General features: G+C 71.8%; 29 protein-coding genes. 21 read left to right on the top strand and 8 right to left on the bottom strand.

What is annotated here, in order from left to right; all coding sequences use genetic code 11:
• The first annotated feature begins 47 nt into the window (after positions 1-47).
• Positions 48-962, top strand: coding sequence for a LysR family transcriptional regulator (locus KM842_RS11555; protein WP_216258516.1), 915 nt, complete (start codon positions 48-50; stop codon positions 960-962).
• 130 nt (positions 963-1,092) lie between these two features.
• Here KM842_RS11555 and purB read toward each other — a convergent pair whose 3' ends face one another.
• The 3 genes from purB to KM842_RS11540 are packed head-to-tail and all read right to left on the bottom strand — an operon-like array spanning position 1,093 to position 3,440.
• Positions 1,093-2,478: an adenylosuccinate lyase gene (gene purB / locus KM842_RS11550; protein ID WP_216258514.1), complete on the bottom strand. Its 1,386-nt coding sequence runs from the start codon at positions 2,476-2,478 to the stop codon at positions 1,093-1,095.
• Positions 2,475-2,987, bottom strand: a complete 513-nt coding sequence (locus KM842_RS11545) for a low molecular weight protein-tyrosine-phosphatase (RefSeq protein WP_216262376.1) — start codon at positions 2,985-2,987, stop codon at positions 2,475-2,477. Before KM842_RS11545 ends, purB begins: the two co-directional genes overlap by 4 nt.
• 51 nt (positions 2,988-3,038) lie before the next feature.
• Positions 3,039-3,440 (bottom strand): phage holin family protein, encoded by a 402-nt coding sequence (locus KM842_RS11540; protein WP_216258512.1) that lies wholly within the window; start codon positions 3,438-3,440, stop codon positions 3,039-3,041.
• A gap of 41 nt (positions 3,441-3,481) precedes the next feature.
• On the opposite strand from KM842_RS11540, the gene KM842_RS11535 reads away from it, so the two are divergent.
• The 6 genes from KM842_RS11535 (at position 3,482) to KM842_RS11510 (ending at position 9,933) form a co-directional block, all read left to right on the top strand.
• Complete coding sequence (locus KM842_RS11535) at positions 3,482-4,579, top strand: histidinol-phosphate transaminase (protein ID WP_216258511.1); 1,098 nt, start codon at positions 3,482-3,484, stop codon at positions 4,577-4,579.
• Positions 4,580-4,584: 5 nt separating this feature from the next.
• Positions 4,585-5,721, top strand: coding sequence for a thiamine pyrophosphate-dependent dehydrogenase E1 component subunit alpha (locus KM842_RS11530; protein WP_216258509.1), 1,137 nt, complete (start codon positions 4,585-4,587; stop codon positions 5,719-5,721).
• 86 nt (positions 5,722-5,807) lie between these two features.
• Positions 5,808-6,767: an alpha-ketoacid dehydrogenase subunit beta gene (locus KM842_RS11525; protein ID WP_253206373.1), complete on the top strand. Its 960-nt coding sequence runs from the start codon at positions 5,808-5,810 to the stop codon at positions 6,765-6,767.
• A gap of 43 nt (positions 6,768-6,810) precedes the next feature.
• Entirely contained in the window at positions 6,811-8,412 is a 1,602-nt protein-coding gene (locus KM842_RS11520) for a dihydrolipoamide acetyltransferase family protein (protein ID WP_216258507.1), read from the top strand.
• Positions 8,413-8,511: 99 nt separating this feature from the next.
• A complete protein-coding gene (locus KM842_RS11515; protein ID WP_216258505.1) occupies positions 8,512-9,087 on the top strand; it encodes a GNAT family N-acetyltransferase in 576 nt (191 codons plus the stop codon).
• 111 nt (positions 9,088-9,198) lie between these two features.
• Entirely contained in the window at positions 9,199-9,933 is a 735-nt protein-coding gene (locus KM842_RS11510) for a GntR family transcriptional regulator (protein WP_216258504.1), read from the top strand.
• A gap of 137 nt (positions 9,934-10,070) precedes the next feature.
• Here the strand turns inward: KM842_RS11510 and KM842_RS11505 are convergent, their stop codons facing one another.
• Both KM842_RS11505 and KM842_RS11500 read right to left on the bottom strand, forming a co-directional pair.
• Positions 10,071-10,523, bottom strand: coding sequence for a PTS sugar transporter subunit IIA (locus tag KM842_RS11505; RefSeq protein ID WP_216258501.1), 453 nt, complete (start codon positions 10,521-10,523; stop codon positions 10,071-10,073).
• Positions 10,520-10,756, bottom strand: coding sequence for a PTS sugar transporter subunit IIB (locus KM842_RS11500; RefSeq protein ID WP_110823137.1), 237 nt, complete (start codon positions 10,754-10,756; stop codon positions 10,520-10,522). Before KM842_RS11500 ends, KM842_RS11505 begins: the two co-directional genes overlap by 4 nt.
• Before the next feature lie 178 nt (positions 10,757-10,934).
• Between KM842_RS11500 and KM842_RS11495 the strand changes: the two genes are divergently transcribed.
• The 12 genes from KM842_RS11495 to KM842_RS11440 all read left to right on the top strand — a co-directional run bounded on the left by KM842_RS11495 (position 10,935) and on the right by KM842_RS11440 (position 22,272).
• On the top strand, positions 10,935-12,203 hold the full coding sequence (locus KM842_RS11495; protein ID WP_216258499.1) for a PTS transporter subunit EIIC: 1,269 nt from the start codon (positions 10,935-10,937) through the stop codon (positions 12,201-12,203).
• A gap of 116 nt (positions 12,204-12,319) precedes the next feature.
• A complete protein-coding gene (locus KM842_RS11490) occupies positions 12,320-13,237 on the top strand; it encodes a metal ABC transporter solute-binding protein, Zn/Mn family (protein ID WP_216258497.1) in 918 nt (305 codons plus the stop codon).
• Positions 13,234-14,127, top strand: a complete 894-nt coding sequence (locus tag KM842_RS11485) for a metal ABC transporter ATP-binding protein (RefSeq protein WP_216258495.1) — start codon at positions 13,234-13,236, stop codon at positions 14,125-14,127. The genes KM842_RS11490 and KM842_RS11485 overlap by 4 nt, the downstream gene beginning before the upstream one ends.
• On the top strand, positions 14,127-15,047 hold the full coding sequence (locus KM842_RS11480; RefSeq protein ID WP_216258493.1) for a metal ABC transporter permease: 921 nt from the start codon (positions 14,127-14,129) through the stop codon (positions 15,045-15,047). Before KM842_RS11485 ends, KM842_RS11480 begins: the two co-directional genes overlap by 1 nt.
• A complete protein-coding gene (locus KM842_RS11475) occupies positions 15,044-15,466 on the top strand; it encodes a Fur family transcriptional regulator (RefSeq protein WP_216258491.1) in 423 nt (140 codons plus the stop codon). The genes KM842_RS11480 and KM842_RS11475 overlap by 4 nt, the downstream gene beginning before the upstream one ends.
• A gap of 10 nt (positions 15,467-15,476) precedes the next feature.
• A complete protein-coding gene (locus KM842_RS11470) occupies positions 15,477-16,163 on the top strand; it encodes an alpha/beta fold hydrolase (RefSeq protein WP_216258488.1) in 687 nt (228 codons plus the stop codon).
• A 1,078-nt stretch (positions 16,164-17,241) separates the two neighbouring features.
• Positions 17,242-17,478, top strand: coding sequence for a 50S ribosomal protein L28 (rpmB, locus tag KM842_RS11465; protein WP_216258486.1), 237 nt, complete (start codon positions 17,242-17,244; stop codon positions 17,476-17,478).
• Entirely contained in the window at positions 17,478-17,648 is a 171-nt protein-coding gene (gene rpmG, locus KM842_RS11460) for a 50S ribosomal protein L33 (RefSeq protein WP_017886456.1), read from the top strand. Before rpmB ends, rpmG begins: the two co-directional genes overlap by 1 nt.
• Positions 17,649-17,651: 3 nt before the next feature.
• Positions 17,652-17,957, top strand: a complete 306-nt coding sequence (gene rpsN / locus KM842_RS11455; protein WP_110823155.1) for a 30S ribosomal protein S14 — start codon at positions 17,652-17,654, stop codon at positions 17,955-17,957.
• Positions 17,958-18,336: 379 nt separating this feature from the next.
• On the top strand, positions 18,337-18,624 hold the full coding sequence (locus KM842_RS11450; protein WP_110823157.1) for an HU family DNA-binding protein: 288 nt from the start codon (positions 18,337-18,339) through the stop codon (positions 18,622-18,624).
• Positions 18,625-18,793: 169 nt separating this feature from the next.
• Positions 18,794-20,971 carry a bifunctional copper resistance protein CopD/cytochrome c oxidase assembly protein gene (locus KM842_RS11445; RefSeq protein WP_216258484.1) on the top strand — a complete coding sequence of 726 codons (2,178 nt, stop codon included), beginning with the start codon at positions 18,794-18,796 and terminating at the stop codon, positions 20,969-20,971.
• Positions 20,968-22,272: an ATP-dependent DNA helicase gene (locus tag KM842_RS11440; RefSeq protein ID WP_216258482.1), complete on the top strand. Its 1,305-nt coding sequence runs from the start codon at positions 20,968-20,970 to the stop codon at positions 22,270-22,272. Before KM842_RS11445 ends, KM842_RS11440 begins: the two co-directional genes overlap by 4 nt.
• Positions 22,273-22,632: 360 nt before the next feature.
• On the opposite strand, the gene KM842_RS11435 is transcribed toward KM842_RS11440, so the two are convergent.
• Complete coding sequence (locus tag KM842_RS11435) at positions 22,633-23,085, bottom strand: DUF4383 domain-containing protein (RefSeq protein ID WP_216258480.1); 453 nt, start codon at positions 23,083-23,085, stop codon at positions 22,633-22,635.
• Positions 23,086-23,335: 250 nt separating this feature from the next.
• On the opposite strand from KM842_RS11435, the gene KM842_RS11430 reads away from it, so the two are divergent.
• A complete protein-coding gene (locus KM842_RS11430) occupies positions 23,336-24,250 on the top strand; it encodes a phosphatase PAP2 family protein (RefSeq protein ID WP_216258477.1) in 915 nt (304 codons plus the stop codon).
• An 84-nt stretch (positions 24,251-24,334) separates the two neighbouring features.
• Entirely contained in the window at positions 24,335-25,474 is a 1,140-nt protein-coding gene (locus KM842_RS11425; RefSeq protein ID WP_216258476.1) for a CE1758 family FMN-dependent luciferase-like monooxygenase, read from the top strand.
• Positions 25,475-25,700: 226 nt separating this feature from the next.
• On the opposite strand, the gene KM842_RS11420 is transcribed toward KM842_RS11425, so the two are convergent.
• Together KM842_RS11420 and KM842_RS11415 are read right to left on the bottom strand one after the other, a co-directional pair.
• On the bottom strand, positions 25,701-26,114 hold the full coding sequence (locus KM842_RS11420) for a DMT family transporter (RefSeq protein WP_216258474.1): 414 nt from the start codon (positions 26,112-26,114) through the stop codon (positions 25,701-25,703).
• On the bottom strand, positions 26,114-26,428 hold the full coding sequence (locus KM842_RS11415) for a DMT family transporter (RefSeq protein WP_216258473.1): 315 nt from the start codon (positions 26,426-26,428) through the stop codon (positions 26,114-26,116). Before KM842_RS11415 ends, KM842_RS11420 begins: the two co-directional genes overlap by 1 nt.
• Positions 26,429-26,514 lie beyond the last annotated feature (86 nt).

Raw genomic sequence — 26,514 nt, 5'->3', positions numbered from 1 at the left:
CAGTAGCACCAGCGGACGTTCCGACAGCGTCGTTGTAGGGTCCCTGCATGGTCGGCTTCGACATCGCCCTGCTGCCGGTGCTCCGCGAGCTTGCCGAACGCGGCAGCGTCACCGCGGTCGCCGCCGCCACCCACCGCACGCCCAGTGCCGTGTCCCAGCAGCTCCGCACCCTGCAGCGGCAGGCCGGGGTCCCGCTCGTCGAGCGCGTCGGCCGCGGGGTCCGGCTCACCGAGCACGGCCGCGCCCTGGCCGGCATGGCGACCGGCGTGGCGACGGCGCTCGCCACGGTCGAGGCGGCCTGGACCGAGCACCTCGCCGGCGCGACCGGCACGGTCGACCTCGCGGCGTTCCCCTCGGCCGCCGAGCTGCTGCTCCCCGGCCTCCTCACCCGGATGCGGGCGCACCCGGGGATCGCGCTCGAACTGTCCGACGTCGACGTCAGCGAGGGCGAGTTCGCCCCGCTCGCCGCCGACCACGACGTCGTCATCGGCCACCGCCCCGACGGCGCCCGACGAGCCGACCGGTCCGCCGTCGAGACCGTGCCCCTGCTCCGGGAACCGCTCGACGTCGCCCTGCCGCTCGACCACCCGCTCGCGGGCCGGGACCGGGTGGGCATCGAGGACGTCGTCGGGGAGACCTGGATCGGCGTGCCCGAGGACTACCCGATCGACCGGGTGCTGACCGCGATGGCCGCGGCCTCGGACACACCGCCGTCGGTCGCGTTCCGCACGATCCACCTGCCCGTGATCGAGAACCTGGTGGCGGCGGGGCACGGCATCGCGCTCGTGCCCCGGTACACCTCGCGGACGCGGGCGCCGGGGCGGTTCCGGCTCGCGACCCTCGCCGACGTCCGCGCGGGGCGGCGCATCGAGGCGCTCGTCCGCCCGGACCGTGCGGTCCGCCCCGCGGTCCGCGTCGTCCTGGAGGCCCTGGTCGCCGAGGCCACGGACGTCACCACCTGATCCGGTCCCGTCCGCACCGGACGGGGGACGGGCCTCCCGGCGGCCGGACCCCGCAGCACGCGGGACGGGCGGTCACCCGCGGCGGAGGACCGCTGCGGGGGACCGCCCGTAGGGCGTCGTGCGCGACGCGCTAGACGTCGAGGTGGTCGACCAGCTCGTCCGCGAGCCCGGTGTAGGTCGCGGGCGTCAGGTTCGTCAGCCGGGCCTTGGCGGCGTCGGAGACGTCGAGCCCGTTCACGAAGTCGACCAGCTCCTGGCGGCCGATCCGTTTGCCGCGGGTGAGGTCCTTGAGCATCGCGTACGGGTCCTCGATGTCGGACTGCCCGGCGGTGACCTCGGCGCGGATGACCGTCTGGATCGCCTCGGCGAGCACCTCCCAGTTGCCGTCGAGGTCCTCGGCCAGGCGCGTCTCGTTCACCGCGATCTCGCCCAGGCCGCGGCGCAGGTTGTCGAGCGCGAGCAGCGAGTGCCCGAACGCGACGCCGATGTTCCGCTGCGTGGTGGAGTCGGTGAGGTCGCGCTGCAGGCGGCTCGTGACGAGGGTCTCCGACAGCGTGGAGAACAGCGCCGACGAGATCTCGAGGTTCGCCTCGGCGTTCTCGAAGCGGATCGGGTTGATCTTGTGCGGCATCGTCGACGACCCGGTGGCACCCGCGACCGGGATCTGCGTGAAGTACCCCATCGAGATGTACGTCCACACGTCGGTCGCCAGGTTGTGCAGCACGCGGTTGGCGTGGCGGACCCGGTCGTACAGCTCGGCCTGCCAGTCGTGCGACTCGATCTGCGTCGTCAGCGGGTTCCACGTCAGGCCCAGGCCCTCGACGAACTCCTTCGACAGCGCGGGCCAGTCGGCCTCGGGGTCGGCCGCGAGGTGCGCCGAGAACGTGCCGGTCGCGCCGGAGAACTTGCCGAGGTACTCGCCGCGCTCGACCTGCGACAGGATCCGCTCGAGGCGGTACACGACGACCGCGACCTCCTTGCCGAGCGTGGTCGGCGTCGCCGGCTGCCCGTGCGTGTGCGAGAGCATCGGCACGGCGCGGAGGCTCGTGGCCATCTCCCGCAGGCGCTCCACGACCGCGCGCACCGACGGCAGCCAGACGTGCTCGACGGCGTCGCGCACGGTCAGCGCGTAGGAGAGGTTGTTGACGTCCTCGCTCGTCGCGGCGAAGTGGGTGAGCTCGGCGACCGAGTCCAGGCCCAGGTCGCTCAGGCGACGGCGGACGAAGTACTCCACCGCCTTGACGTCGTGCCGGGTGGTCGCCTCGATCTCGGCGAGCTCCGCGATCTGCGCCTGACCGAAGTCGTCGACGATCGCACGGAGCGCGGCCTTGTCGTCCACGGAGAGCGGCGACGTGGTGAACATCGCGTGGTCCGTGAGGAACACGAGCCACTCGACCTCGACCCGGATCCGGGCGCGGTTCAGGCCGGCCTCGGACAGGTGCTCGCCCACCGTGTGCACGATCGGGTAGTAGCGCCCGTCGAGCGGGCTGATCGGCTGCGGGGGAAGGGGGGTCATGGGGCTCCCTGGCGGACTGCCGGCTCGAGCTGGTGGAAGAGTGCCCGGCAGGCCCGTTCGACCGTGCTGAGCACCCGGTCGAACTCGTGTCGGTCCGCGTAGTACGGGTCCGGCACGTCGGCCTGCTGAGGCCAGGCGTCGTCGTACCGCAGCAGGAGCGTCACCTTCGCGGCGTCGTCCATGGTCGGTGCCCACGAGCGCAGGATGCGTTCGTGGGAGCGGTCGAGTGCGACCACCAGGTCGAGGTCCGGGAACCGGTCCGGGTCGAACTGACGGGCGCGATGCCTGCTGCCATCGTATCCGCGCGCCGCGAGCGCTGCGATCGTCCGCTCGTCGGCGGGTTCCCCGACGTGCCAGTCCCCGGTGCCGGCGGACTCGACGACGAAGCGGTCGGCCATGCCGGCGTCGGCGGCGGTCTGCGCGAAGACGATCGCGGCCATCGGGGACCGGCAGATGTTGCCGCTGCAGACGAAGGAGACACGGAAGGGCGACGGGGCCCCGGCGTCCATGGTCATGTGCACATCATGGCGCAGGAGGGTGGCCGACGCGATGCCCGTCCGTCAGGCGCGACCGCGGCCGCCGAGCACCGGACGGGCGACGAGCCCGACCAGCCAGGCGAACACCGCCAGCACGAAGGCACCGACGATGCCCCAGCCGAACGACTCCACCTGGAGCCCGAAGCCGAGCCCCGTCGAGATCCCCGCGACGATGAGGAGCAGGACCCCGTTCACGACGAACGAGATGAGCCCGAGCGTCAGGACGTACAGGGGGAACGCCACGATCCGGATGAGCGTGCCGATCACGGCGTTCACGATGCCGAAGACGAGCGCGACGAGCAGGTAGGTCAGGACCGTCTCGACGGGGCCGTCGTCCCCGAAGGCGTCGACGGACACCCCGGTGACGAGGAGCGTGGTGAGCCACAGGGCGACGGCGTTGACGATGAGCCGGACGAGGAAGCGCATGGGTCCCATGATGCCCGCGCGCCTCCCGGTACGCTGAGGCGGTGACCGACGCGCCCGTGCACATCCGACCCGAGATCGCGGTCCTGCCGCCCTACAAGCAGGGACGACAGGCGGCCCCGGACGCCCTCAAGCTCTCGAGCAACGAGAACCCGTTCCCGCCGCTGCCCGGCGTGGTCGAGGCGGTGCAGGCGCAGACCGCGTACAACCGCTACCCGGACGCCACCGCGCTCGCCGTGCGGGCCGTCCTGGCGAACCGGTTCGGCACCACCGTCGACCAGGTGCACGTCGCCCCCGGCAGCGTCGCGATCCTGCACGAGCTCGCGAAGGCCACGTCGGGCCCCGGCGACGAGGTCGTGTACGCCTGGCGCTCGTTCGAGGCGTACCCGGGTGTCGTCACGGTGGCCGGCGCCACGAGCGTGCAGGTTGCGAACCGCCCCGACGGCGGGCACGACCTGGACGCGATGGCCGCCGCCGTCACCGAGCGGACGCGCATGGTGGTCGTGTGCACCCCGAACAACCCCACCGGCCCGATCGTGACCGGAGCCGAGTTCGCGTCCTTCATGGCGCAGGTGCCGACCTCGGTGCTCGTCGTGCTCGACGAGGCCTACGCGGAGTTCGTGACCGACGACGACGCGGTCCGTGGGCCGGCGCTCCTCGAGCGGTACCCCAACCTCGTCGTGCTCCGGACCTTCTCGAAGGCGTACGGGCTGGCGGGCCTCCGCGTCGGGTACGCGCTCGGACCGGCATACGTCCTCGACGCCGTGCGCGCCTGCGCCATCCCGCTGTCCGTCACGGCGCAGGGACAGGCGGCCGCGCTGGCCAGCCTCGAGCGCGAGGGCGAACTGCTCGAACGGGTCGCCGAACTCGCCGCGCGCCGCGACGAGATCCGCGCGGGGCTGCTCGAGCAGGGGTGGGACGTGCCCGTCGCGCAGGGCAACTTCGTGTGGCTGCCGACCGGCGAGCACACCGCGGTCGTCGCCGAGGCGCTCGAGCGTGCCGGACTCATCGTCCGGGCCTTCGCCCCGGAAGGCATCCGCATCTCGATCGGCGAGCACGAGGCTGTCGCAAAGCTCCTCGAAACCACGGGTGCCGTTGTGGGACGTCTCACAACGGCGGCCTCTGAGCGGCCGGTACGCTGACCGACATGTTGTTCCGCGCCGCGGCTCCTGCGACGACCCCCGTCCAGCTCCTCGATCCCGAGGGCCGGTTCGTGGAGACCGACGAGAACGCCGAACTCGCCGCCGTCGCACAGTCCCTCCCCGACGAGACCCTGCTCGCCATGCACCGCCAGATGGTGCTCACCCGACGCTTCGACCACGCCGCCGCGAACCTGCAGCGCACCGGTCAGCTCGGACTCTGGGCGCCGAGCCACGGGCAGGAGGCCGCGCAGGTCGGTTCGGCCTTCGCGCTCCGCCCGCAGGACCACGTCTTCCCCTCGTACCGCGAGCACGCCGTCGTCCTGCAGCGCGGTGTGCAGCCGATGGAGATCGTCTCGCTGTTCCGCGGCCAGGCGCACGGCAACTGGGACCCGGACGAGCGCGGCAACACGCACATCTACACGCTCGTCATCGGGGCGCAGACCCTGCACGCGACCGGCTACGCGATGGGCCAGGCGCTGGACGGCGTCGTCGGCACCGGTGACCCGGACGTCGACGAGTGCTCGATCGTCTACTTCGGCGACGGCGCGACCAGCCAGGGCGACGTGAACGAGGCGTACGTGTTCGCCGCCTCGCACACCGCCCCGGTCGTCTTCTTCCTGCAGAACAACCACTGGGCGATCTCGGTCCCGGTGTCCGTGCAGTCACCGACCCCGCTCGTCGACCGCCCCCGCGGCTTCGGCATCCCGAGCATCCGCGTCGACGGCAACGACGTCCTGGCCTCGTACGCCGCCAGCGCGCTCGCCACCGAGCACGCGCGCAGCGGCCAGGGCCCGGCCTTCGTCGAGGCGGACACCTACCGCATCGGCGCGCACACGAGCTCCGACGACCCGACCCGGTACCGCGGGGACGACGAGCTCGCCGGGTGGGTCGCCCGCGACCCGATCACCCGGTCCGAGGCGTACCTGCGCAGCCGCGGGGCGACCGACGCGCAGTTCGCCACGTTCGACGCCGAGGGCGAGCAGATCGCCGCCGACATCCGCACCCGCACGAACGCCCTCCAGGACCCGCCGATGGAGGCCATGTTCGACCACGTGTACCGCGAGCCGCACCCGCGCATCGACGAGCAGCGCGCATGGCTCCGCGACTACGAGGCCGGCCAGGACGCAGGAGCCCACGCATGAGCACCACCGAGCAGCTCTTCGACTACACGCTGCGCGCGCACCCCGGCGCCGGCGAGGTCCCCGAGGACCCGACTCCGACCCTGCCGATGGCCAAGGCGCTCAACGCCGGCCTGGCCAAGGCCATGGAGGCGGACGACAAGGTCCTGCTGATGGGCGAGGACATCGGCCGCCTCGGCGGCGTCTTCCGCATCACCGAGGGCCTGCAGGACCGCTTCGGCGCCGACCGCGTGCGGGACACCCCGCTCGCGGAGTCCGGCATCGTCGGGACCGCGATCGGCCTGGCCCTGCGCGGCTACCGTCCCGTGATCGAGATCCAGTTCGACGGCTTCGTCTGGCCGGCGTTCAACCAGATCACCTCGCAGCTGGCGAAGATGGCGAACCGGCTGCCGGCGCACATGTCGCTGCCGATCGTCATCCGCATCCCCTACGGCGGCCACATCGGTGCCATCGAGCACCACCAGGAGAGCCCGGAGGCGTACTTCGCGCACACCCCGGGCTTGCGCGTCGTCAGCCCGAGCACCCCGAACGACGCGTACTGGATGATCCAGGAGGCGATCGCGTCGAAGGACCCGGTCGTGTTCTTCGAGCCGAAGTCGCGCTACTGGCCGAAGGGCCAGGTCGACCTGGTCGACGGGCACGTCCCGATGCACACGACGCGCGTCGCCCGCACCGGCACCGAGGTCACCCTCGTCGGACACGGCGCGATGGTCGCGACCCTCATGCAGGCGGCGGACATCGCCGAGGCAGAGGGCACGAGCTGCGAGGTCGTCGACCTGCGCTCGATCTCGCCGATCGACTGGGAGCCGCTGCTCGCCTCGGTGCGCAAGACCGGCCGTCTGGTCGTCGCGCAGGAGGACTCCGGCTTCATCAGCGTCGGCAGCGAGATCGCCGCGACCGTCGCCGAGCGGGCGTTCTACACGCTGCAGGCGCCGCCGCTGCGGGTCTCCGGGTTCGACATCCCGTTCCCCCAGTCGAAGCTCGAGCACTTCCACCTGCCGGACGCCGACCGCGTCCTCGAGGCCGTCGACCGCGCCCTCGCCTACTGACCCGCATCCTCCCCGCACGAACGAACCCTCCGAAGGAGCCGACGTGGCCGTCGCCGAATTCCCCCTGCCCGACGTGGGGGAGGGCCTGACCGAGGCCGAGATCGTCCAGTGGCGCGTCGCCCCCGGCGACGAGATCACCGTGGACCAGGTGCTCGTCGAGATCGAGACCGCGAAGTCCCTCGTCGAGCTGCCGTCGCCGTTCTCCGGCACCGTGACCGGACTGCTCGTCGCCGAGGGCGACACGGTCGAGGTCGGCAAGCCGATCATCCGCGTCGAGTCCGACGCCGCTGCCGTCGACCAGCCGGGAGGCCCGGCACCCGTCGCCGACGCCGCTCCCGTCGCGCAGGCCCCGGCTCCGGCTGCCCCCGCACCGGCTCCCACGTCGGCCGCGGCCGCTCCGGCCCCCGCCGCGCCTGCCCCCGCTGCTCCGGCCCCGGCTGTTCCGGCTCAGGCCGCTGCCGTCCCCGCACCCGCCGCCGCTCCCGCTGTTCCGGCTCCGGCCGCAACACCGGCACCCGCGCAGGTCGCGGTCGACGCCGCTGTGGTCGGCACGGACGAGGGCTCCGGCGCCGTCCTAGTCGGCTACGGCTCCGCCACTTCCGCACCGTCCCGTCGCAAGCCGGGCGCCCGCCGGGCCGCGGCGGTCGCGGCCGAGGCGAGCCGCGCCTCCAGTCGGGAGGCCGACCTCGACCTGGTGACCGACGACGGTGAGGCCACCACCGCCGACGCCGTGGCCGCGCAGGGCCGTCGTCCCGCGCGTCCCTCGATGCCGAGCGCCTCGGCGCTGCAGGTGATGGCGAAGCCGCCCATCCGCAAGCTCGCGAAGGACCTGGACGTCGACCTGACCACGGTCGTCGCCACCGGACTGGCCGGCGAGGTCACGCGCGACGACGTCATCCGGCACGCCAAGCAGGCGAGCGTGTTCCGCAACATCGAGACCCCGGAGTGGGGCGGCGTCCGCCAGGAGACCATCCCGGTCAAGGGCGTCCGCAAGGCCATCGCGACCGCCATGACGACCTCGGCGTTCACCGCGCCGCACGTCTCGCTGTTCGTCGACGTGGACGCGACCCGCACGATGGAGTTCGTCAAGCGCCTCAAGGACTCCCCGACGTTCGCCGGCGTCAAGGTCTCGCCGCTGCTCATCATGGCGAAGGCCGTGATCTGGGCCGTGCGCCGCAACCGCTCGGTGAACTCGTCGTGGACCGACCGCGAGATCATCGTCCACCACTTCGTGAACCTCGGCTTCGCCGCGGCCACCCCGCGCGGGCTCCTCGTGCCGAACATCAAGGACGCGCAGGACATGTCGCTCCTCGAGCTCGCGAAGGCCCTCGAGGAGATGACCCTCACCGCCCGAGACGGCAAGACCAGCCCGGCGCAGATGGCGGACGGCACGATCACGATCACGAACATCGGCGTGTTCGGCATGGACACCGGGACCCCGATCCTCAACCCGGGCGAGGTCGCGATCGTCGCCATGGGCACGATCAAGCCGAAGCCGTGGGTCGTCGACGGGGACGTCCGCAGCCGCATGGTGACCACGATCGGCGCCTCCTTCGACCACCGTGTCGTGGACGGCGACGTGGCATCGCGCTTCGTGCACGACGTCGCCTCGGTCATTGAGGAGCCGGCGCTGCTGCTCGACTGAGCGGCGCCGCCGCCGGTCCGTCCGCGCGATCCGGACCGGCACACGCACTCGTGGTGTGCCGTTCACACCGATGTCGGCGGCGCGGGGGATGATCGGGACATGGTCCACCAGCTGCTCGTCCCGCAGCAGGAGATCCGGACGGGTCGCCTGGTGCTCACCCCCGTGACGCCCGCGGACATCGACGCCGTGCACGAGCTGTTCTCCGACGCCCGCACGTGGACGCACCTGCCCGCCGGACGCCACGTCTCGCGGGCGGAGACGCAGGACCTCGTGCAGCGGAAGATCGGCGGCCGGGTGCGGTACGGGCTGGGCTCGTGGGTCGCCCGCTCGGCGGCGTCCGGCGCGTTCCTCGGCCTCGGCGGGGTCGACCGCACCGCGGGCGGCGTCTGGAACCTCGGGTACCGCTTCGCGCCGGAGCACCACGGGCACGGGTACGCGACCGAGCTGGCCCGCGCCGCCGTCGACGCCGCTCGTGACGTGCACCCCGAGCTGCCGGTGACGGCACGCGTGCTGGTGAACAACCCCGCCTCGGCACGGGTGCTCGCCCGCGTCGGGCTGACCCAGGTGTGGCAGGGGCCGTCGAGCGCTGCCGGTCCGGACGGGGCCGCGTGCCAGGTCTGGAGCGACCGGGCGCTCGCGGACGCGCAGCGCGACTGGCTCGTCGCCAACAGCTGAGGGCCGGGCGCCGCGACGACCGACATCCGTTGGTCGCGACGGTGTCGGACGGTACTGTGACAGGACTGGTCATGTCCACACAGGACCGCCGCCGCAGCACGAGGAGTCCGTTTGCCGAGCCGCATCACCGAGGGTGCTGAACCGAAGCACCAGCAGCTGCGGCGGATCCTGCTCGACCTCATCACGACCCGGCTCGCCCCGGGCGCGGCCATCCCGTCGGAGCGGCAGCTCATCGCCGAGTACGGCGTCTCGCGCATCACCGTCCGGGAGGCCCTCGGCCAGCTCGTCAACGAGGGGCACCTCGAGCGCGTCCGCGGCAAGGGCACCTTCGTCGCCAACCGTCCGATGCAGTCGACGCTGCACCTGGCCTCGTTCACCGAGGAGATGCGCGCGATGGGCCACGTGCCCACCACGGTCGTGCTCGTCCGCGAGGAGCGGCTCCCGCCCGAGGACACCGTGGCCGCGCTGCACCTCGCCGAGGGGGAGCCGGCGTACCACCTCAAGCGTCTGCGGATGGCGGACGGCGCCCCGGTCTCGGTCGACGACGCCTGGCTGACGGCCGACGTCTTCCCCGGGTTGCTCGACCACGACCTGTCCGGGTCGGTGTACTCGATCGCGGCCGAGGTCTACGGGCGCCCGATCGACCGCGCGCAGCAGACGGTCGCGGCGAACCCGGCGGTGGACGAGATCGCGACGCTGCTCGGCACGAAGACCGGAGCGCCGCTGCTCGAGTTCGACCGGGTGTCGTACTCCGGCACCCGTGCAGTCGAGCACGCCCGGAGCTGGTACCGGTCGGACCGCTACCGGGTGCAGATGGAGGTCACGGCGGCGCGGCTCACCGCCTGAGCGGCTGCGGGGGCGCGTGCGGGTCCGTCCCGTCGTCGACGGTGCTCCCGACACGACGGTGCTCCCGACGAACGGAGCGGGCGCCGCGTCGGTCGCAGCGCCCGCTCGGGGAGCAGTGCCGGCTCGGTCGGGGTGGGTCAGACCTCGAACAGGGCAGCACCGGCAGCGACGGTGCTGCCGACGGCGTCCTGCGGGACCGAGTCGGGCGTCGACCCGAGCACGACCACGGGTACGACGGGGGAGTAGCCGGCCGCGGTGATGGCCGCCGGGTCGAAGCGCACGATCGGGTCCCCGGCGCTGACGGTGTCGCCCTCGGCGGCGAGCAGGGAGAACCCCTCGCCCTTGAGCTTCACGGTGTCGATGCCGACGTGCACGAGGACGTCGGTGCCCGCGGCGCCCTGCATCGCGAACGCGTGCGGGTGCAGCTTGACGATGGTGCCGTCGACCGGCGCCACCGCGGTGACCGTCCCGTCGATGCCGGACGGGTCGAGTGCGACCCCCGCGCCGACGAGCTGCTCGGCGAACACCGGGTCCGGCACGTCGGCGAGTGCGACGACCGGTCCGGCGAACGGCGTGCGGACGACCGTCACAGTTCGTCCTGGATGTCCTGCGCGAGGTTGTCGGCGATCGGGCCGACGATGACCTGCCAGCCGGTGCCGCCACCGACGACGGCCTGGGCGCCGGCGGCCTTGAGTGCGTCCTTGTCGACGAGGTCGCCGTCCTCCACCTCGACGCGGAGGCGCGTGATGCAGCCCTCGACCTCGTCGATGTTGTCGGTTCCGCCGAGTGCGGCGATGATGTCGGCAGCCTTGATGTCAGCCATCTGTTTCCTCCTCGTTACGGGTTCGCTCACAGGTTGACATGCAGTCCACGGTCATCGACACTACGAACTGGTCATGACCGGACAGGACCGGACCTGGCGACACTGCCGAGGGTACCGGGGCGGTCCACGCGACTCAACTCACCCCGACCAGCTCCACCCGACGACGAGAGGAACGCCGATGAGCACCGCTGCCCCCACGGACGTGCCGGAGAAGAAGACGCCGAAGAAGCAGAGCAAGCTCTTCGCCAACGCGCAACGACTCGGTCGCAGTCTGTTGCTCCCGATCGCGGTCATGCCCGCGGCCGGCATCCTGCTCCGCCTCGGTCAGGCCGACATGCTCGGCGCCATCCCCGGCTTCTCGCAGGGCGCGACGATCATCGCCGCCGCGGGCAACGGTGTGTTCACCTGGCTCCCGCTGCTCTTCGCGGTGGGCATCGCGATCGGGTGGGCGAAGAAGTCCGACGGCACCACGGCCCTCGCCGCCGTCGTCGGCTACATGGTCATGTACCAGGTCTTCGCCGCCATGTCGCCGATCGTGCTCGCGGGTGTGAAGGACGCGAACGGCGACCAGGCGACGATCAACTTCGGCGTCCTCGGCGGCATCGTGATGGGCCTCGTCTCCGCCGTGCTCTGGCAGAAGTTCCACCGCACGAAGATGCCCGACTTCCTCGGGTTCTTCTCGGGTCGTCGTCTCGTGCCGATCCTCACCGCGGTCGCCGGTCTCGTCATCGCCGTCGTGATGTCGTTCTTCTACCGCTACTTCGACATCGCCTTGACCGCCGCCGGCCAGGCCGTCGCCGACAACGCCGTCCTCGGTGGTGGCGTGTTCGGGTTCGTCAACCGCATGCTCATCCCGATCGGTCTGCACCAGCTGCTCAACTTCTTCCCGTGGTTCCAGCTCGGCAGCTTCACCACGGGCGGCGTCACCTACCACGGCGACATCGCGCGCTTCCTCGCCGGCGACCCGACCGCGGGCATCTTCCAGACCGGCTTCTTCCCGATCATGATGTTCGCGCTGCCGGCCGGTGCCCTGGCGATCTGGCGGAACGCCAAGCCGCAGAACCGCAAGCTCGTCGGCGGCATCATGCTCTCGGCCGCGCTGACCTCGTTCGTCACCGGCATCACCGAGCCGCTCGAGTACTCGTTCATGTTCGTGGCGTTCCCGCTCTACATCATCCACGCGGTCCTCACCGGCACGTCACTGGCGCTGGTGAACGCTCTCGGCATCCACGACGGGTTCTCGTTCTCGGCGGGAGCGATCGACTACGTGCTCAACTTCGGCAAGGCCGACGGGGCGATCTGGCTCATCCCGATCGGTCTCGCGTACGCGGTCGTCTACTACTTCCTCTTCAGTTTCGTGATCAAGAAGTGGAACCTCCGCACCCCCGGGCGCGAGGACGACACGACGATCGCCGAGAACACCATCGACGCGGCGACCAAGCCGTAGCCGGACCGACCCCGGACGGGAGGCGCGGTGCCAGCCGGCACCGCGCCTCCCGTTCGTCCGCTCTCGGATGAGAGCGGTTTTGACAATCGTTCTCAGCTAGGGCTAGCGTCATCAGCATGCACTCCCGTCGCTTCCTCGCCCTGCCGCTCGTCGCCGGTGCCGCCGCGCTCGCCCTGACCGGCTGCGCGAACTCCTCGTCCTCGTCCTCGTCGTCGGACGACGGCGGCGTCGTGACCGTCGTCGCGTCGACGAACGTCTACGGCTCGATCGTCGAGACCATCGGCGGTGACCGCGTCGACGTCACCAGCATCCTCGACGACCCCTCGCAGGACCCGCACTCCTTCGAGTCGAGCGCCAAGACGCAGCTCGCCGTGTCGAAGGCCGACCTGCTCATCGAGAACGGCGGCGGGTACGACGACTTCATGACGACCCTCGCGAAGTCGTCGAACACGAAGGCCGACACGATCAACGTCGTCGACCTGTCCGGGCTCGACACGGGCGGCTCCGACGAGTTCAACGAGCACGTGTTCTACAGCTACCCGACCATGGTGAAGCTCGTCGCCGACGTGGCCGACCGTCTGGGTGCGCTCGACAGCGCGGACAAGAGCACCTTCCAGCAGAACGCCGACGCGCTCACCGAGAAGCTGCAGGACCTCGAGTCGCAGACCGCCGCGGTGAAGAAGACGGTCGACGGCGACGAGGTCGCCTACACCGAGCCGGTCCCGGGCTACTTGTTCGATGCGATGGGCCTCGACAACGTCACGCCCGACGACTTCTCCGAGGCGATCGAGGAGGGCGACGACGTCCCGCCGGCCGCCCTCAACGCCACCCTCAAGCTGTTCACAAGCGGTGAGGCGAAGCTCCTCGCCTACAACGAGCAGACCTCGAGCCCGGAGACCGAACAGGTGCAGCAGGCCGCCGAGGACGCCGACGTCCCGGTGGTCGGTGTGACGGAGACGCTCCCGAAGGGGGAGGATTACGTCTCGTGGCAGCAGGCGAACATCGACGCGGTGAAGGCGGCACTGACGAAGTGACGACGGTCCAGGAGCCGACCCGAGCCGCCACTGCCGAGCGCAGTGGCGGCTCCGCCGTGCTCGCGCTCCGGGACGCCGGGCTGTCCTACGGCACGCGGAAGCTCTGGGACGGGCTGGACCTCGACGTCGCTCCCGGGGAGTTCGTCGCCGTCCTCGGGCCGAACGGCGCCGGCAAGACCTCGCTCCTGCGCACCGTGCTCGGCCAGCAGCGCCTGACGAGCGGATCCATGTCGTTCCTGGGCCGCCCGGTGCGCCGCGGACACCGGAGGATCGGCTACATCCCGCAGCAGCGGCTCATGGACTCCGGCACACCGCTGCGCGCCCGCGACATGATCGCCCAGGGCGTCACCGGGCACCGCTGGGGCGTGCGTCCGGAACGCCGGGCCGAACGGGAGCGCATCGACCGCATCGTCGACGAGGTCGGCGCCACCGCGTTCGCCGACGCCCCCGTCGCCGAGCTCTCCGGCGGCGAGCAGCAGCGCACCCGCGTCGGGCAGGCCATCGCCGCCGACCCGGCACTGCTCCTGTGCGACGAACCCCTCATCTCGCTCGACCTGCGGCACCAGCGCGGCGTCACCGAGCTCATCGACCGGCAGCGCCGGCAGCAGGGCGCAGCGGTCCTGTTCGTCACGCACGACGTCAACCCGATCCTCGACGTCGTCGACCGCGTCCTCTACATCGCCGGCGGGCGCTTCCGGATCGGCGCCCCCGACGACGTCCTGCGCGCCGACGTCCTCAGCGACCTGTACGGCACGCCCGTCGACGTCGTGCGGACCATGGGACGCGTCGTCATCGTCGGTGCGAGCGACGCCCACGACACCGCCGGCGACGGCCACCACCACTGCGAACCCGCCCCGCACGGCGCCTCGCCCGACGAAGGGCGGCCGTGATGGACGTCTGGTCGACGATCTTCTCGTTCCAGGACTACGGCGAGCTGCTCGTCCTCGTCCGCAACTCGATCCTCGCCGGTGCGGTGCTCGGCATCGTCGGCGGACTGGTCGGGCCGTTCGTCGTCGCGCGGAACATGCCCTTCGCCGTGCACGGGATCAGCGAGCTGTCGTTCGCCGGTGCGAGCGCGTCCCTGCTCCTCGGCGTCAACGTCGTCACCGGGTCGCTCGTCGGGTCCGTGATCGCCGCGGTGCTCATCGGCCTGCTCGGCAGCCGGGCGCGCGACCGCAACTCGATCATCGCCGTGCTCATGCCGTTCGGGCTGGGCCTCGGGATCCTCTGCCTGGCGCTGTACAAGGGGCGGGCGGCGAACAAGTTCGGCCTGCTCACCGGGCAGATCGTCTCCGTCGACAACCCGCAGCTCGGGTTCCTGGTCGTGGTGTCCGCGGTCGTCGTGCTCACCCTGGTGGTCATCTGGCGTCCGCTGATGTTCTCGTCCGTCGACCCCGACGTCGCCGCGGCCGCCGGCATCCCCGTCCGGACGCTCGGGCTCGTGTTCATGCTCGTGCTCGGACTCGCCACCGCGGTGTCGGTGCAGATCGTCGGGGCGCTCCTGGTGCTCTCGCTCCTGGTCACCCCCGCGGCAGCCGCCCTCCGCGTGACGGTCAACCCGGTCCTCGTGCCGGTGCTCTCCGTGCTCTTCGCGGTGACGTCGGTGGTCGGGGGCATCCTGCTGGCCCTGGGTGGTGGACTGCCGATCAGCCCCTACGTCACGACCATCTCGTTCGTGATCTGGGTGGTCTGCCGGGTGCTCGGCGCCCGGAAGGACCGCCGTGGACGCGACCGCGTGACGGTCCGAGAGCAGCACGCCGACGGTGGGACGGGCCTCCCGGCCACGACGAAGGAAGGAGTCGCAGCATGAACGCCGTACAGCGACCACGACGCAACACCTGGCAGCGCGAAGCCGTCCGCGGCGCGCTCACCGAGACCGAGGGGTTCGTCAGCGCGCAGTCGCTGCACGCACACCTGCGCGACGGTGGGTCGACGATCGGGCTGGCGACGGTCTACCGTGCGCTGACCGACCTGGCGAACGACGGCGACGCCGACTCGCTCCAGCAGGACGGCGAGGCCCTGTACCGGGCCTGCACGACCGACAAGCACCACCACCACCTCATCTGCCGCGTCTGCGGGCGGACGGTCGAGATCCAGGCCGACCCGGTCGAGGAGTGGGCACGGGCGACCGCCGCCGCGAACGGGTTCTCGAACGCCAGCCACGTGGTCGACGTCTTCGGTGAGTGTGCCGAGTGCACGGCCCGTGCTGCTGTCCGCGGGGGCGCGTAGTCTCCGCGACATGCACGTCATCCTCGTCCCCGGGTTCTGGCTCGACGCGAGCGCGTGGGACGAGGTCGTCCCGGTCCTCCGGGCCGCCGGACACACCGTCGACCCGGTCACCCGACACGGCGAGACCCTCGACGAGCAGGTGACCGACCTCGTCGGCCGGATCGACGCCGCACCGGAACCCGTCGTGCTCGTCGGGCACTCCGGCGGCGGACCGATCGCGTACACGGCCGCCGACCGACGCCCGGACCGCGTGCGACACCTGGTCTACGTGGACACCTTCCCCGGGCCCGAGGGCGGCTGCGTCAACGACGAACTGCCCGTCGTCGACGGACGCGTGCCCCTGCCGTCGTGGGACGTCTGGGAACCCGCGACCGTGCGGGACGTGACCGACGAGGTCCGCGCCGACCTGGAGCGCCGGGCGTTCGCCGAGCCGGCACGCGTCACCTCGGATCGGTTCCACTACACCGACGCCGCGCGGCACCGGATCCCGGCGACGGTGATCACCTGCGAGATCGCGCCGGACGAACTCGCCGCGATGGTCGCCGACCACCAGGCGTGGGCCGCGGAGCTCGTCGCGACCGAGGAGCTCGAGATCGTCGGGCTCCGTGCCGGGCACTGGCCGATGCTGACGGTACCGCGGGAGCTCGGGGCGCTGATCGCGCAGGCGCTCGCGCCGCGGCCCGCCGCCGGCGTGTAGCGCGGGGGCGGGCGGCACCGGCCGGCGGGCGGCTTCGCCGGGCGGCGGCCGACGGGCGGCGTCGGGTGGCGGACGGTCGGGTTCGCCGGGCGGCGGACGGTCGGGTTCGCCGGGCGGCGGCCGGTCGGGTTCGCCGGGCGGCGGCCGGTCGGGTTCGCCGGGCGGCGGCCGGTCGGGTTCGCCGGGCGGCGGCCGGTCGGGGGCAGAGGTCGCACGATCTGCCGCCCCGCAGGCGTCGGCACGGCAGTTGATGCGACCTCGGCGGAGGGCCGACGGCGGGTCCTGCGACCTCGGTCGTGCCGACCCGGTCCGATCCGACTGACCCATCGGCCCGGCCGTCGCCGTCCTGCAGAGCTGGCCATCGGCCCCCGTCCCGCCGAGGTCGCACGATCTGCCGGCACGTGGCGGCCGGCGCGGCACTTCGTGCGACCTCGGCGCTCGTCCGACGGCGCGTCGTGCGACCTGGGCGGGTGCTCGACGGCGCGTCCTGCGACCTCGACGCTCGCCCCCGCCCGAGAGGCCGATGCGGTCCCCGTCGTCATCGTCCATCGCACCCAGCGTCGGCACCCCGTCCCGCCGAGGTCGCACGTTCGGTCGGCTCGCGGCGGCCGGCGCGGCAGTTCGTGCGACCTCGGCGGGCCTCCGGCGGCGCGTCGTGCGACTTGGGCGGGTGCTCGGCGGCGCGTCGTGCGACCTCGGCGGGCACCCCCCCCCCCCGGCGATGGCCTCGCGGCACGCCGCCGGGGCCGCGGCACGCCGCCCGGGCCGCGGCCCGCACCCTCCCGGACGGGAGGCCCGGCTTGCGACGCGCCCGGCCGTCGCGTAACGTAGGCGGCTGGCTCTCCGCGTCCGCGCGGAGCGCCCGTTGTTCTGCCCTCCGACCGTCGCGAACGCCGCGGTCGCGTGGTACCGGATCCGAGCCTCCAGGCACGGATGTGTCGGCGCGAGCCGACCGCCGGTCTGGGCGGTGCGCACAACCCCCTCGCTCAGGCACCTCCGGTGGTGCCAGCGCGTGCGTGCCAGGCAAGTGACCTTGGGTGCAGCCGATCGGCTGCACGGTATTCATCAGGAGGAAACCATGGCTGCAGTGTGCCAGGTGACCGGCGCCGTTCCCGGCTTCGGACACAACATCTCGCACTCGCACCGCCGGACGAAGCGTCGCTTCGACCCGAACGTGCAGAAGAAGACCTACTACGTGCCGTCGCTGCGTCGTAACGTGACGCTCAACGTCAGCGCCAAGGGCATCAAGGTGATCGACGCTCGCGGCATCGAGTCCGTCGTGGCGAGCATCCTCGCTCGTGGGGAGAAGATCTGATGGCGAAAAAGGGTCAGGACATCCGTCCGATCATCAAGCTGCGTTCCACCGCGGGTACCGGGTTCACGTACGTGACGAAGAAGAACCGCCGGAACAACCCCGACCGTCTCGTGCTCAAGAAGTACGACCCGGTGATCCGCAAGCACGTCGACTTCCGTGAGGAGCGCTGAGTCATGGCGAAGAAGAGCAAGATCGCGAAGAACAACCAGCGCGCCGTCATCATCGAGCGCTACGCCGAGCGTCGCCTCGAGCTGAAGAAGGCCCTCGTGGACCCGAACGGCACCGACGAGTCGCGTGAAGCCGCTCGCGTCGGCCTGCAGAAGCTGCCGCGCGACGCGTCGCCGGTCCGCTACCGCAACCGCGACGCCATCGACGGCCGCCCCCGTGGCCACCTCGGTGAGTTCGGCATCAGCCGTGTCCGCTTCCGCGACATGGCCCACCGTGGCGAGCTGCCGGGCATCACGAAGAGCTCCTGGTAAGCACCAGCACCACCGACGCCCCCGCGACCTTCCGAGGTCGCGGGGGCGTCGTCGTGTCCGGGGCACCGACCGGCTGGTCCGAGGAGTCCGACCGGCGGCTCGGAGGTCCCCGGACGAGGCACCCGGGATGCCAGGGAGCGGGCTGCGAACGGGGGACAGGCGCCGCATCGGTCGTCCCATGCGTCACTCCAGCCTCACCTGTTGCCCGAGAGCCCCGGAAATCCGGGCGAGTCGACGGGAAACCCACGGACCGGCTGGTAGGTTCATCACCGGTTCCACGGGCCCTCGGCCCGGTGGTCCGCGGCTCGGGGCAACCGCTCCGCGCACCCGGACGTCACGACGTCCGACCCATACGCAAGAAGTCCGAGGAGGACATCCAATGGCTGACAAGTCACTGAACCGCACCGAGCTCGTCGCTGCCGTCGCCGCCGAGTCCGGCCAGAGCCAGGCCACCGTCAACGGCGTCGTGGACGCGCTCTTCGCCGTCGTCGGCAAGTCCGTCGCGGACGACACCAAGGTCACGATCCCGGGCTGGATCGCCTTCGAGAAGACCCACCGCGCCGCGCGCACCGGCCGCAACCCGCAGACGGGTGAGGCCATCGAGATCGCCGCGAGCGACTCGGTCAAGGTCAGCGCCGGCAGCAAGCTCAAGGCGTCGGTCAAGTAAGACCCCTCAGCGAAACGGAAGGGACGGCGTGCGCGCCGTCCCTTCCGTCGTTCCCGGGAGGCGCGGCAGTTCTCCACAGGCCGGCACGACCGCCGGGAGGCGCTGCTCCCGTCCACAGGCCGCTCACCGCGATTGTCGGGGCGCGTCGGCCAGCGCCTAGGCTTGCCGGGTGAACCGCATCGCGCGCATCGCCGGCCCCGGGGTCCTGTTGCTCGCAGCGTTCGTGTCCCTGCTGGTGGCGCTCGTCGTCGGAGGTGGGGCGGACGCTGCGCTCATCGCCGACCCCGGCGCCGTCGTGCGGTTCGGGCTCCCGATCGCGCGGATGCTCGTCGACCTGTCGGCCGCCGCCACCATCGGTGGTCTGGCCCTCGCGACCATCGGGTTGTCCCGCTCGGCGCCCGAGTGGGACCGGGCGATCGACATCGCCGCGGGCGCCGCCGGTGTCTGGACCGTGACCTCCGCCGTCACCACGTTCTTCACCTACCTCAGCGTCGCGGGCGGCGCCGTCAGCCTCGACGCGAGCTTCGGCCAGTCGATGGGCGTGTTCCTGACCGGGACGGATCTCGGCCTCGCGTGGCTCACCACCGTGCTCGTCGCGGCGGCCGTCACCGTCCTGTGCTTCGCCGTCCGCTCGCGTGGCATGGTCGCGCTCACCACCGCGGTCTCGCTCATCGGACTCGTCCCGCTCACCCAGCAGGGGCACGCCGCCGGCACGGCCAGCCACGACGCCGCGGTCACCGCGCTCGGACTGCACCTCGTGGGCGCCGCACTGTGGGTCGGGGGGCTCCTCATGCTCGTGCTCGTGCGCGACACCCTGCCGGGAGCCCGCCTGGCCGCCGTCGTCGGCCGGTACTCGAGCGTCGCGCTGGGCTGCTTCGTGCTCGTCGCCGTGTCGGGGGTCGTGTCCGCGCAGATCCGCCTCGGCGGCTTCGGCGAGCTCGGCAGCCCCTATGGCGTCCTCGTGCTCGTCAAGGTCGGCGCGATCATCGCGATGGGCGTCATCGGCGCCCTGCACCGGCGCAGCGTCATCGCCGCACTCACCACCGCTCCCACTCGGGTCCGTCCGTTCTGGACGCTCGTGGTGGTCGAGCTCGCCGTCATGGGCGTCGCCTCCGGGTTCGCCGCCGCCCTCGGCCGGACCGCCACACCGGCCGGACAGGTCGCCCTGAGCAAGACCAGCGACCCGACGCCGGCCGAGCTCCTCACCGACGACCCGCTCCCCGCCGCTCCCGGTCCGTGGGGGTGGGCGACGAGCTGGAACGTCGACCTCTTCTGGGTGATGGCCGCCGTGCTCCTCGTCGCCGCGTACACGGCCGGTGTCGTCCGCCTCCGTCGACGGGGCACGACGTGGCCGGTCCGCCGTTCCGTGGCCGCGGCGATCGCGGTCGTGACCCTCGTGGTCGCCACCTCGGGCTCGCTGCACACCTACGACCGCTTCCTCGTGTCGGCGAACATCGGCGCACACGTCCTGCTCGGCCTGGTGGTGCCGGCCCTGGTCTGGGCAGCGGCGCCGGTGCAGCTCATCCGCGCGGCGGTCCTGCCCCGCGAGGACGACAGCGCCGGTGTCCGCGAGTGGACCGGGGTGCTCGTCGACAACGCCGTCGTCCGCTACCTGGTGCAGCCCTTCCCGGCGTTCCTGCTGCTGGCGGGCATCTGGTGGGGCCTGTTCGCGACCGACGTCCTGCGCTGGTCCGTCAGCGACGCCATGGGCCGCACGGTCGTCGACGTCGTGTTCCTGCTCGTCGGGCTCCTGGCCCTGCCGACCCTGCTGACGCCGGTGGCCGTCGGAGCCCGGACCGTGTCGACCGCGGCGTTCCTCGTCCGCGTGGTCGGGGCCGTCGTCGTGGCCGCCGGCACGGTGTCGCTCGGGCTCGCGATGCAGGGACCGCTCGGGCTGCTGCAGGCGTCGTGGTTCGGGGCGATGGGCCGCACCTGGGGGCCGGACCCCCTCGTCGACCAGGCGCGCGGTGGGGCGGTGTTCGTCGTCGCCGGCGTGCTCGTCGTCGTCACGGTCGTGGTGGTCGGTCTCGTGCGCCTCCGTCGCGGAGCACCTCCCGCGGGCGTGGCGGGGACGGGCGACGAGGGTCCGGTGTCCGACGGAACCGCGACGGGAGGCGTGGACCAGGCGTCGGTCTCGACGGGCGCGGCGGGTGCGACGGACGCGCCGGGCGCGGCTGCTGCGGCGGGAGCGACCCGATCGTCGGACGTGACGCGGACGGCGGACGCGGTGGGCGCGAGCCGAGCGGCGGATGTGACGCGGTCGGCGGACGCGGCCACGGGCCTCCAGGACGGGTCGGCCGCGGCCGGAGCCGACAGTGCGGTCCCGACCTGGTCGGGCACGCCGTGAGCATCGAGCTCTCCGCCGAACAGCGGGCGGTCTTCGAGTACATCGAGTCCACGCGCGACCACGTCTTCATCACGGGCCGGGCGGGGACCGGCAAGTCGACCCTGCTCAACCACCTGTCGTGGAACACCGAGAAGCAGGTCGTCATCTGCGCGCCCACCGGCGTCGCCGCGCTGAACGTCGGCGGGCAGACGATCCACTCGCTGTTCCGGCTGCCGATCGGCCTCATCGCCGACGCCGAGCTCCGGCAGGGGCCCGAGACCAGGAAGCTCCTCAACACCATCGACACCCTGGTCATCGACGAGGTCTCGATGGTGAACGCGGACCTCCTCGACGCGATGGACCGGTCGCTCCGCAAGGCCCGCGGGCGGCAGTCCGAGGCGTTCGGTGGGGTCCAGGTCGTCATGTTCGGCGATCCGTACCAGCTGCCCCCGGTGCCGGGTGACGGGGACGAGCGTGCTTACTTCACCGACCACTACCGGTCGATGTGGTTCTTCGACGCGAAGGTGTGGCTCGAGGCCGAGCTGAACATCATCGAGCTGGCGACCGTGCACCGTCAGCGCGACGACGCCTTCGCCGCCATGCTCACGGCCGTCCGCCACGGCCGGGTGACCGCCGACGTCGCGGGGCAGCTGAACGCCGCGGGCGCACGACCCGCGCCGGACGACGCCATCACGCTGGCCACCCGGAACGACACCGTGTCGCGGATCAACAAGGCGGCACTCGAACGGCTGCCCGGCAAGCTGAAGACCGCTCGGGCCGACGTGAACGGGGACTTCGGCGGGCGGAACTTCCCGGCGGACGAGGCCCTCGAGCTCAAGCCGGGGGCGCACGTGATGTTCCTCCGCAACGACCCCGACCAGCGCTGGGTGAACGGCACGCTCGGCATCGTGCGGAGCATCCGGGACACCGTTTGGGTGAGCGTCGACGGCGAGGACTTCGAGGTGCAGCCGTCGGTGTGGGAGAAGTTCAAGTACTCCTACGACCCGGACAAGAAGGAACTCAAGAAGGACACTGTGGGGGAGTTCCAGCAGTTCCCCCTCCGCCTCGCGTGGGCCGTGACGATCCACAAGTCCCAGGGCAGCACGTACGACCGGGCCGTCGTGGACCTGGGCAACCGCGTCTTCAGCGCGGGGCAGACGTACGTGGCGCTCTCGCGGCTGACCTCGTTGGACGGGCTGTTCCTGACACGGCCGCTGCGGCCGGCGGACATCATCGTCGACCTCGACGTGCGGCGGTTCATGTCCGAGGCGCCGAGGATCGTCGCGACCCAGCTCGAGGCGCCGAAGCCCGCCGAGGACTGACGGGGCGGCCGCGGCGCGGCGGGCCCGTACGCCCGCCCGCTCGCGTTCGCCGAGTCGCACGACCTGCCGCCCGCGTTCGCCGAGGTCGCACGATCGGCCGGGTGGCTGGCGCCGGGGCGGCGGATCGTGCGACCTCGGCGGCAAGGCGGCGGCGTGTTGTGCGACCTCGACCCCTCGACCCCTCGACCCCTCGACCCCTCGACCCCTCGACCCCGCCTCGACCCCGCCTCGACCCCGCCCCCTCGACCCCGCCTCGACCCCGCCCCCTCGACCGCGCGCCGCGCCCCCGCGCCGCGCACGCGACGACGCCCGCCTGCCGAGCGGCAGACGGGCGTCGAGGGGTCGTTCGGAGCGGGAGGATCAGGCGCGGGCGCCGGCCGCACGCAGCGCGCGGAGGTTCTCCTTGTCGGCCCCGAGCGCGGTGAGCACGAGGACCACACCGACGATCGCGTGGAAGACGTTGTCCGTGGTGTTCAGCGCGAGGACGTTGGCCGAGGTGGACATGAACACGAAGCCGTAGACCGCGAGCACGAGGAGCACGACACCGATGACCAGGTTCACGGCCCGCGACCCGATCGTGTTGCCGAGGCCCACGATGAAGAACGCCGCGGCGAGGAGCGTCCAGATCGCACAGAGCGCCGGGTTGAGGCCGAAGGCGTTCCAGAGGAACCCGCCCGAGCGGCTGAAGAACTGGCCGCCGTTGTCCTGCGCGAAGAAGAAGCCCAGCACGCCCCAGATCGCGAAGAGCGTGCCGGCGGTGACCGCCAGGGCGCGGTTTGGCGAGGCGGTGATGCCCGGTTCCTTGATGGCCACTTCGGTCTCCTCTTCCCGCGCGACGATCGCGCTGTACGACGTCCCGCCGACTCGGTGTCCGGCGCTGGTCGCACCTGTGTCACGCTGTCCGGAGACCTGCTGCAGGACGGCCGTGGCCTTGCTGCGGAGGCCCGAGTTCCCAGCTCCCGACGGGTGCTGCAACGGTATCGTGTCGGACCCCGAGCGACCGAATCGCTTCCCGCCCAGCAGACGGACGACGAGACCGACCACCATGACACCGAGGAGGACGATGCCCGTGATCCGGACGCCCGAGCGCACTGCGCCGGAGTTCCGCGACGAGGGGCGTGGACCGAGCGTGTCCCGGAGGTTCCGGTGGGCACTGCTCGCGGCTCTGGGGTTCGTGATCGTGCCTCTCGTCTACGCGGTCGCGGTGTTGACGCCGACGGGGCAGCGGATCGAGGATGCCGCACTCGGCGGTGTCCGCGAGTCCGACCTGTTCGGGTCGGACACCGCCCTCAACGTCATCTCGGTCCCGGTGATCCTGCTGCTGGTCGTCGTGATCGCCGCCGTCGCGTTCGCACGCAGGCGGCTCGCCGTGGGGCTCGGGGCGGGCTTCGTGGTGCTCGCGTCCGCTGCCACATCGACGTTGCTCAAGCGTATCGCCGAGCGCCCGGAGATCGCCCAGTCGACGACGCCGAACTCGTTCCCCTCCGGGCACGCGACGATCGCGCTCGCTGCGCTGTTCGCCGTGCTCATGGTCACACCGAGGCGGTTCCGGGCGGTGGTGCTGCTGCTCGGCACGGTTTACGCGGTGTTCGTCGCGAACCAGACGGTCGTGTACGGGTGGCACCGGGTGAGCGACATCGTGGGGGCGTGCGCGGTGGCGCTCTTCTGGCTCGGCGTGGTGCGGGCCGTCGGTCCCCGGGTGGACCGGGGCGAGCGCGGCGACCGGGACGGCGCCCGCGGCCCCCGTCGTGCAGTGACCGTCGTGCTGCTCGTGGCGGTGGGCGTTGCGTTCGCCGTCGGGGTCGTCGCGCTCCTGGTGGGGACGGCGGGCAACGGGGACCACGACGCGATGCTGCTGGCCGGCCGGCTGGCCTCCTCGGCGAGCGTCGTCGCGGTCGTCACCGCTGTGTGGCTGGCCGACGGCATGCACCACGTGCCGTCGACGACGAGTCCGGCAGCGCCGCCGACCAGGGTCTGACGCTGGCGGGAATGCCCTCGCCTGCGCTACGTTGTACCGAGCAAGTCGATGCAAACGCATCGAACGCACGGAAGGCGGCGCATCATGCAGTTCGGGATCTTCACGGTCAGTGACGTCACGACCGACCCCACCACGGGCACCACGCCGGACGACACGCAGCGCGTCCGCGACATCCTGACGATCGCACAGCACGCGGACCAGGCCGGTCTCGACGTCTTCGCGACCGGTGAGCACCACAACCCGCCGTTCGTCGCCTCGTCCCCGACGACGATGCTCGGCTACCTCGCCGGTGTCACGAAGGACATCACGCTCTCCACGTCGACGACCCTGGTCACCACGAACGACCCGGTGCGCATCGCCGAGGAGTACGCGATGCTCCAGGTCATCAGCGACGGCCGCATGGACCTCATGATGGGCCGTGGCAACACCGGCCCCGTGTACCCCTGGTTCGGCAAAGACATCCGGCAGGGTCTGAGCCTCGCCGTCGAGAACTACGCGCTCATCCGCCAGCTCTGGGAGAACGAGGTCGTCAACTGGCAGGGGCAGTTCCGCACGCCGCTGCAGGGCTTCACCTCGACCCCGCGCCCGCTCGACGGCGTCGCACCCTTCGTCTGGCACGGGTCGATCCGCACGCCGGAGATCGCCGAGCAGGCCGCGTACTACGGCGACGGCTTCTTCCACAACAACATCTTCTGGCCGATCCAGCACACCGAGCAGATGGTCGGGCTGTACCGCCAGCGCTACGAGCACCACGGGCACGGCCGTGCCGACCAGGCGATCGTCGGCCTCGGCGGACAGTTCTTCGCGCGGAAGAACTCGCAGGACGCCTGGAACGAGTTCCGTCCGTACTTCGACAACGCCCCGGTCTACGGCCACGGCCCGTCGATGGAGGACTTCACGACCCAGACCCCGCTGACCGTCGGCTCGCCGCAGCAGGTCGTCGACCGGTACGCGGCCATGAAGGACCACGTCGGCCACTACCAGCGCCAGCTGTTCCTCATCGACCACGCGGGGCTGCCGCTCAAGACCGTGCTCGAGCAGATCGACATCCTGGCCGAGGACATCGTCCCGGAGCTCCGTCGCATCAACGACGAGGGTCGCCCCGCGGACGTCCCCGCGAACCCGCCGACGCACCGTGAGCGGGTCGCCGCTGCGCAGGCGGCCGGCACCGTGGGCGCGGACCACGTCGCCGCGGTCGACGAGTGGACCGGCGCCTCCGTCTGACCGCCCTCCCGGGCGTGACGGGCTGACCAGTCCGCGGGCTGTGCGACGGGCCGCACGGACGACACCGTGACGGACGGGAGGCGCGGTGCGCGCTGGCACCGCGCCTCCCGGCCGCGGGGTGTGCACGCTTGCCGACACCACGGACGACGGGAGGCCCGGTGCGCGCTGGCACCGGGCCTCCCGTCCGTGGGGTGCGCAGCCCGGCGGCGGGCGGCCGCGGCCCGTCTCAGCGCACCGGATCCGTCTTCGACCCGCGTCGCGGTGTCGGCGCGGTCGCGTCCGGCGCACCGGTGCCAGTGGTCGGACCTGCTGGACGAACCGGACGTGCCGGCACGAGCTTGAGTCCCACCACGCAGCCGACGATCCCGGCGATGAACACCAGGCGCAGCACCGTCACGGGCTCGGCGCCCGTCGCCATGCCCCAGAGCACGGTCAGGGCAGCGCCGGTCCCCGTCCAGACGGCGTAGGCCGTGCTGATCGGGATGTGCTTCAGGACGTACCCGAACGCGCCGAGGCTCAACGCGATGGTGACCGCGAAGACGAGCGTCGGCCCGGGGCGGGTGAACCCGTCGCTCTCCCCGAGCGCGGTGGCCCAGACGGTCTCGAACGCGGCACTGACGAACAACACTACCCAGGCCATCAGCCGACCACCTTCAGGCCGACCACGCAGGCCACGAGTCCGACGACCAGGCCGATGCGGGCGAGGGACGCGGCCTCCTGCCGGCGGGCGATCGCGACGAGGACGGTGAGCGACGCACCGATCCCGACCCAGACGGCGTAGGCGGTGCCGACCGGGATCTCCTTCATGGCGAAGGCGAGCCCGACCATGCTCAGCGCCATGCCGGCGACGAACACGATCGTCGGCACGACCCTCCGGAACCCCTTCGATGCACCGAGTGCGGTTGCCCAGACGGCTTCGAGCACGCCGGACAGCACCAGGACGACCCAGGCCATGTGTTTCCTCCGATCCGAAGTCGTACGACTGTGCGACTTCCGGCTCCCAGTTCTAGCACAAAGTCGTACGACTGTGCGAACATTGC

Origin of the sequence: Curtobacterium sp. L6-1 (assembly GCF_018885305.1) — a bacterium.
GTDB lineage: Bacteria > Actinomycetota > Actinomycetes > Actinomycetales > Microbacteriaceae > Curtobacterium > Curtobacterium aetherium.
Note: the sequence above shows the minus strand (reverse complement) of the source record. Positions and strands in the feature narration are given on the sequence as shown.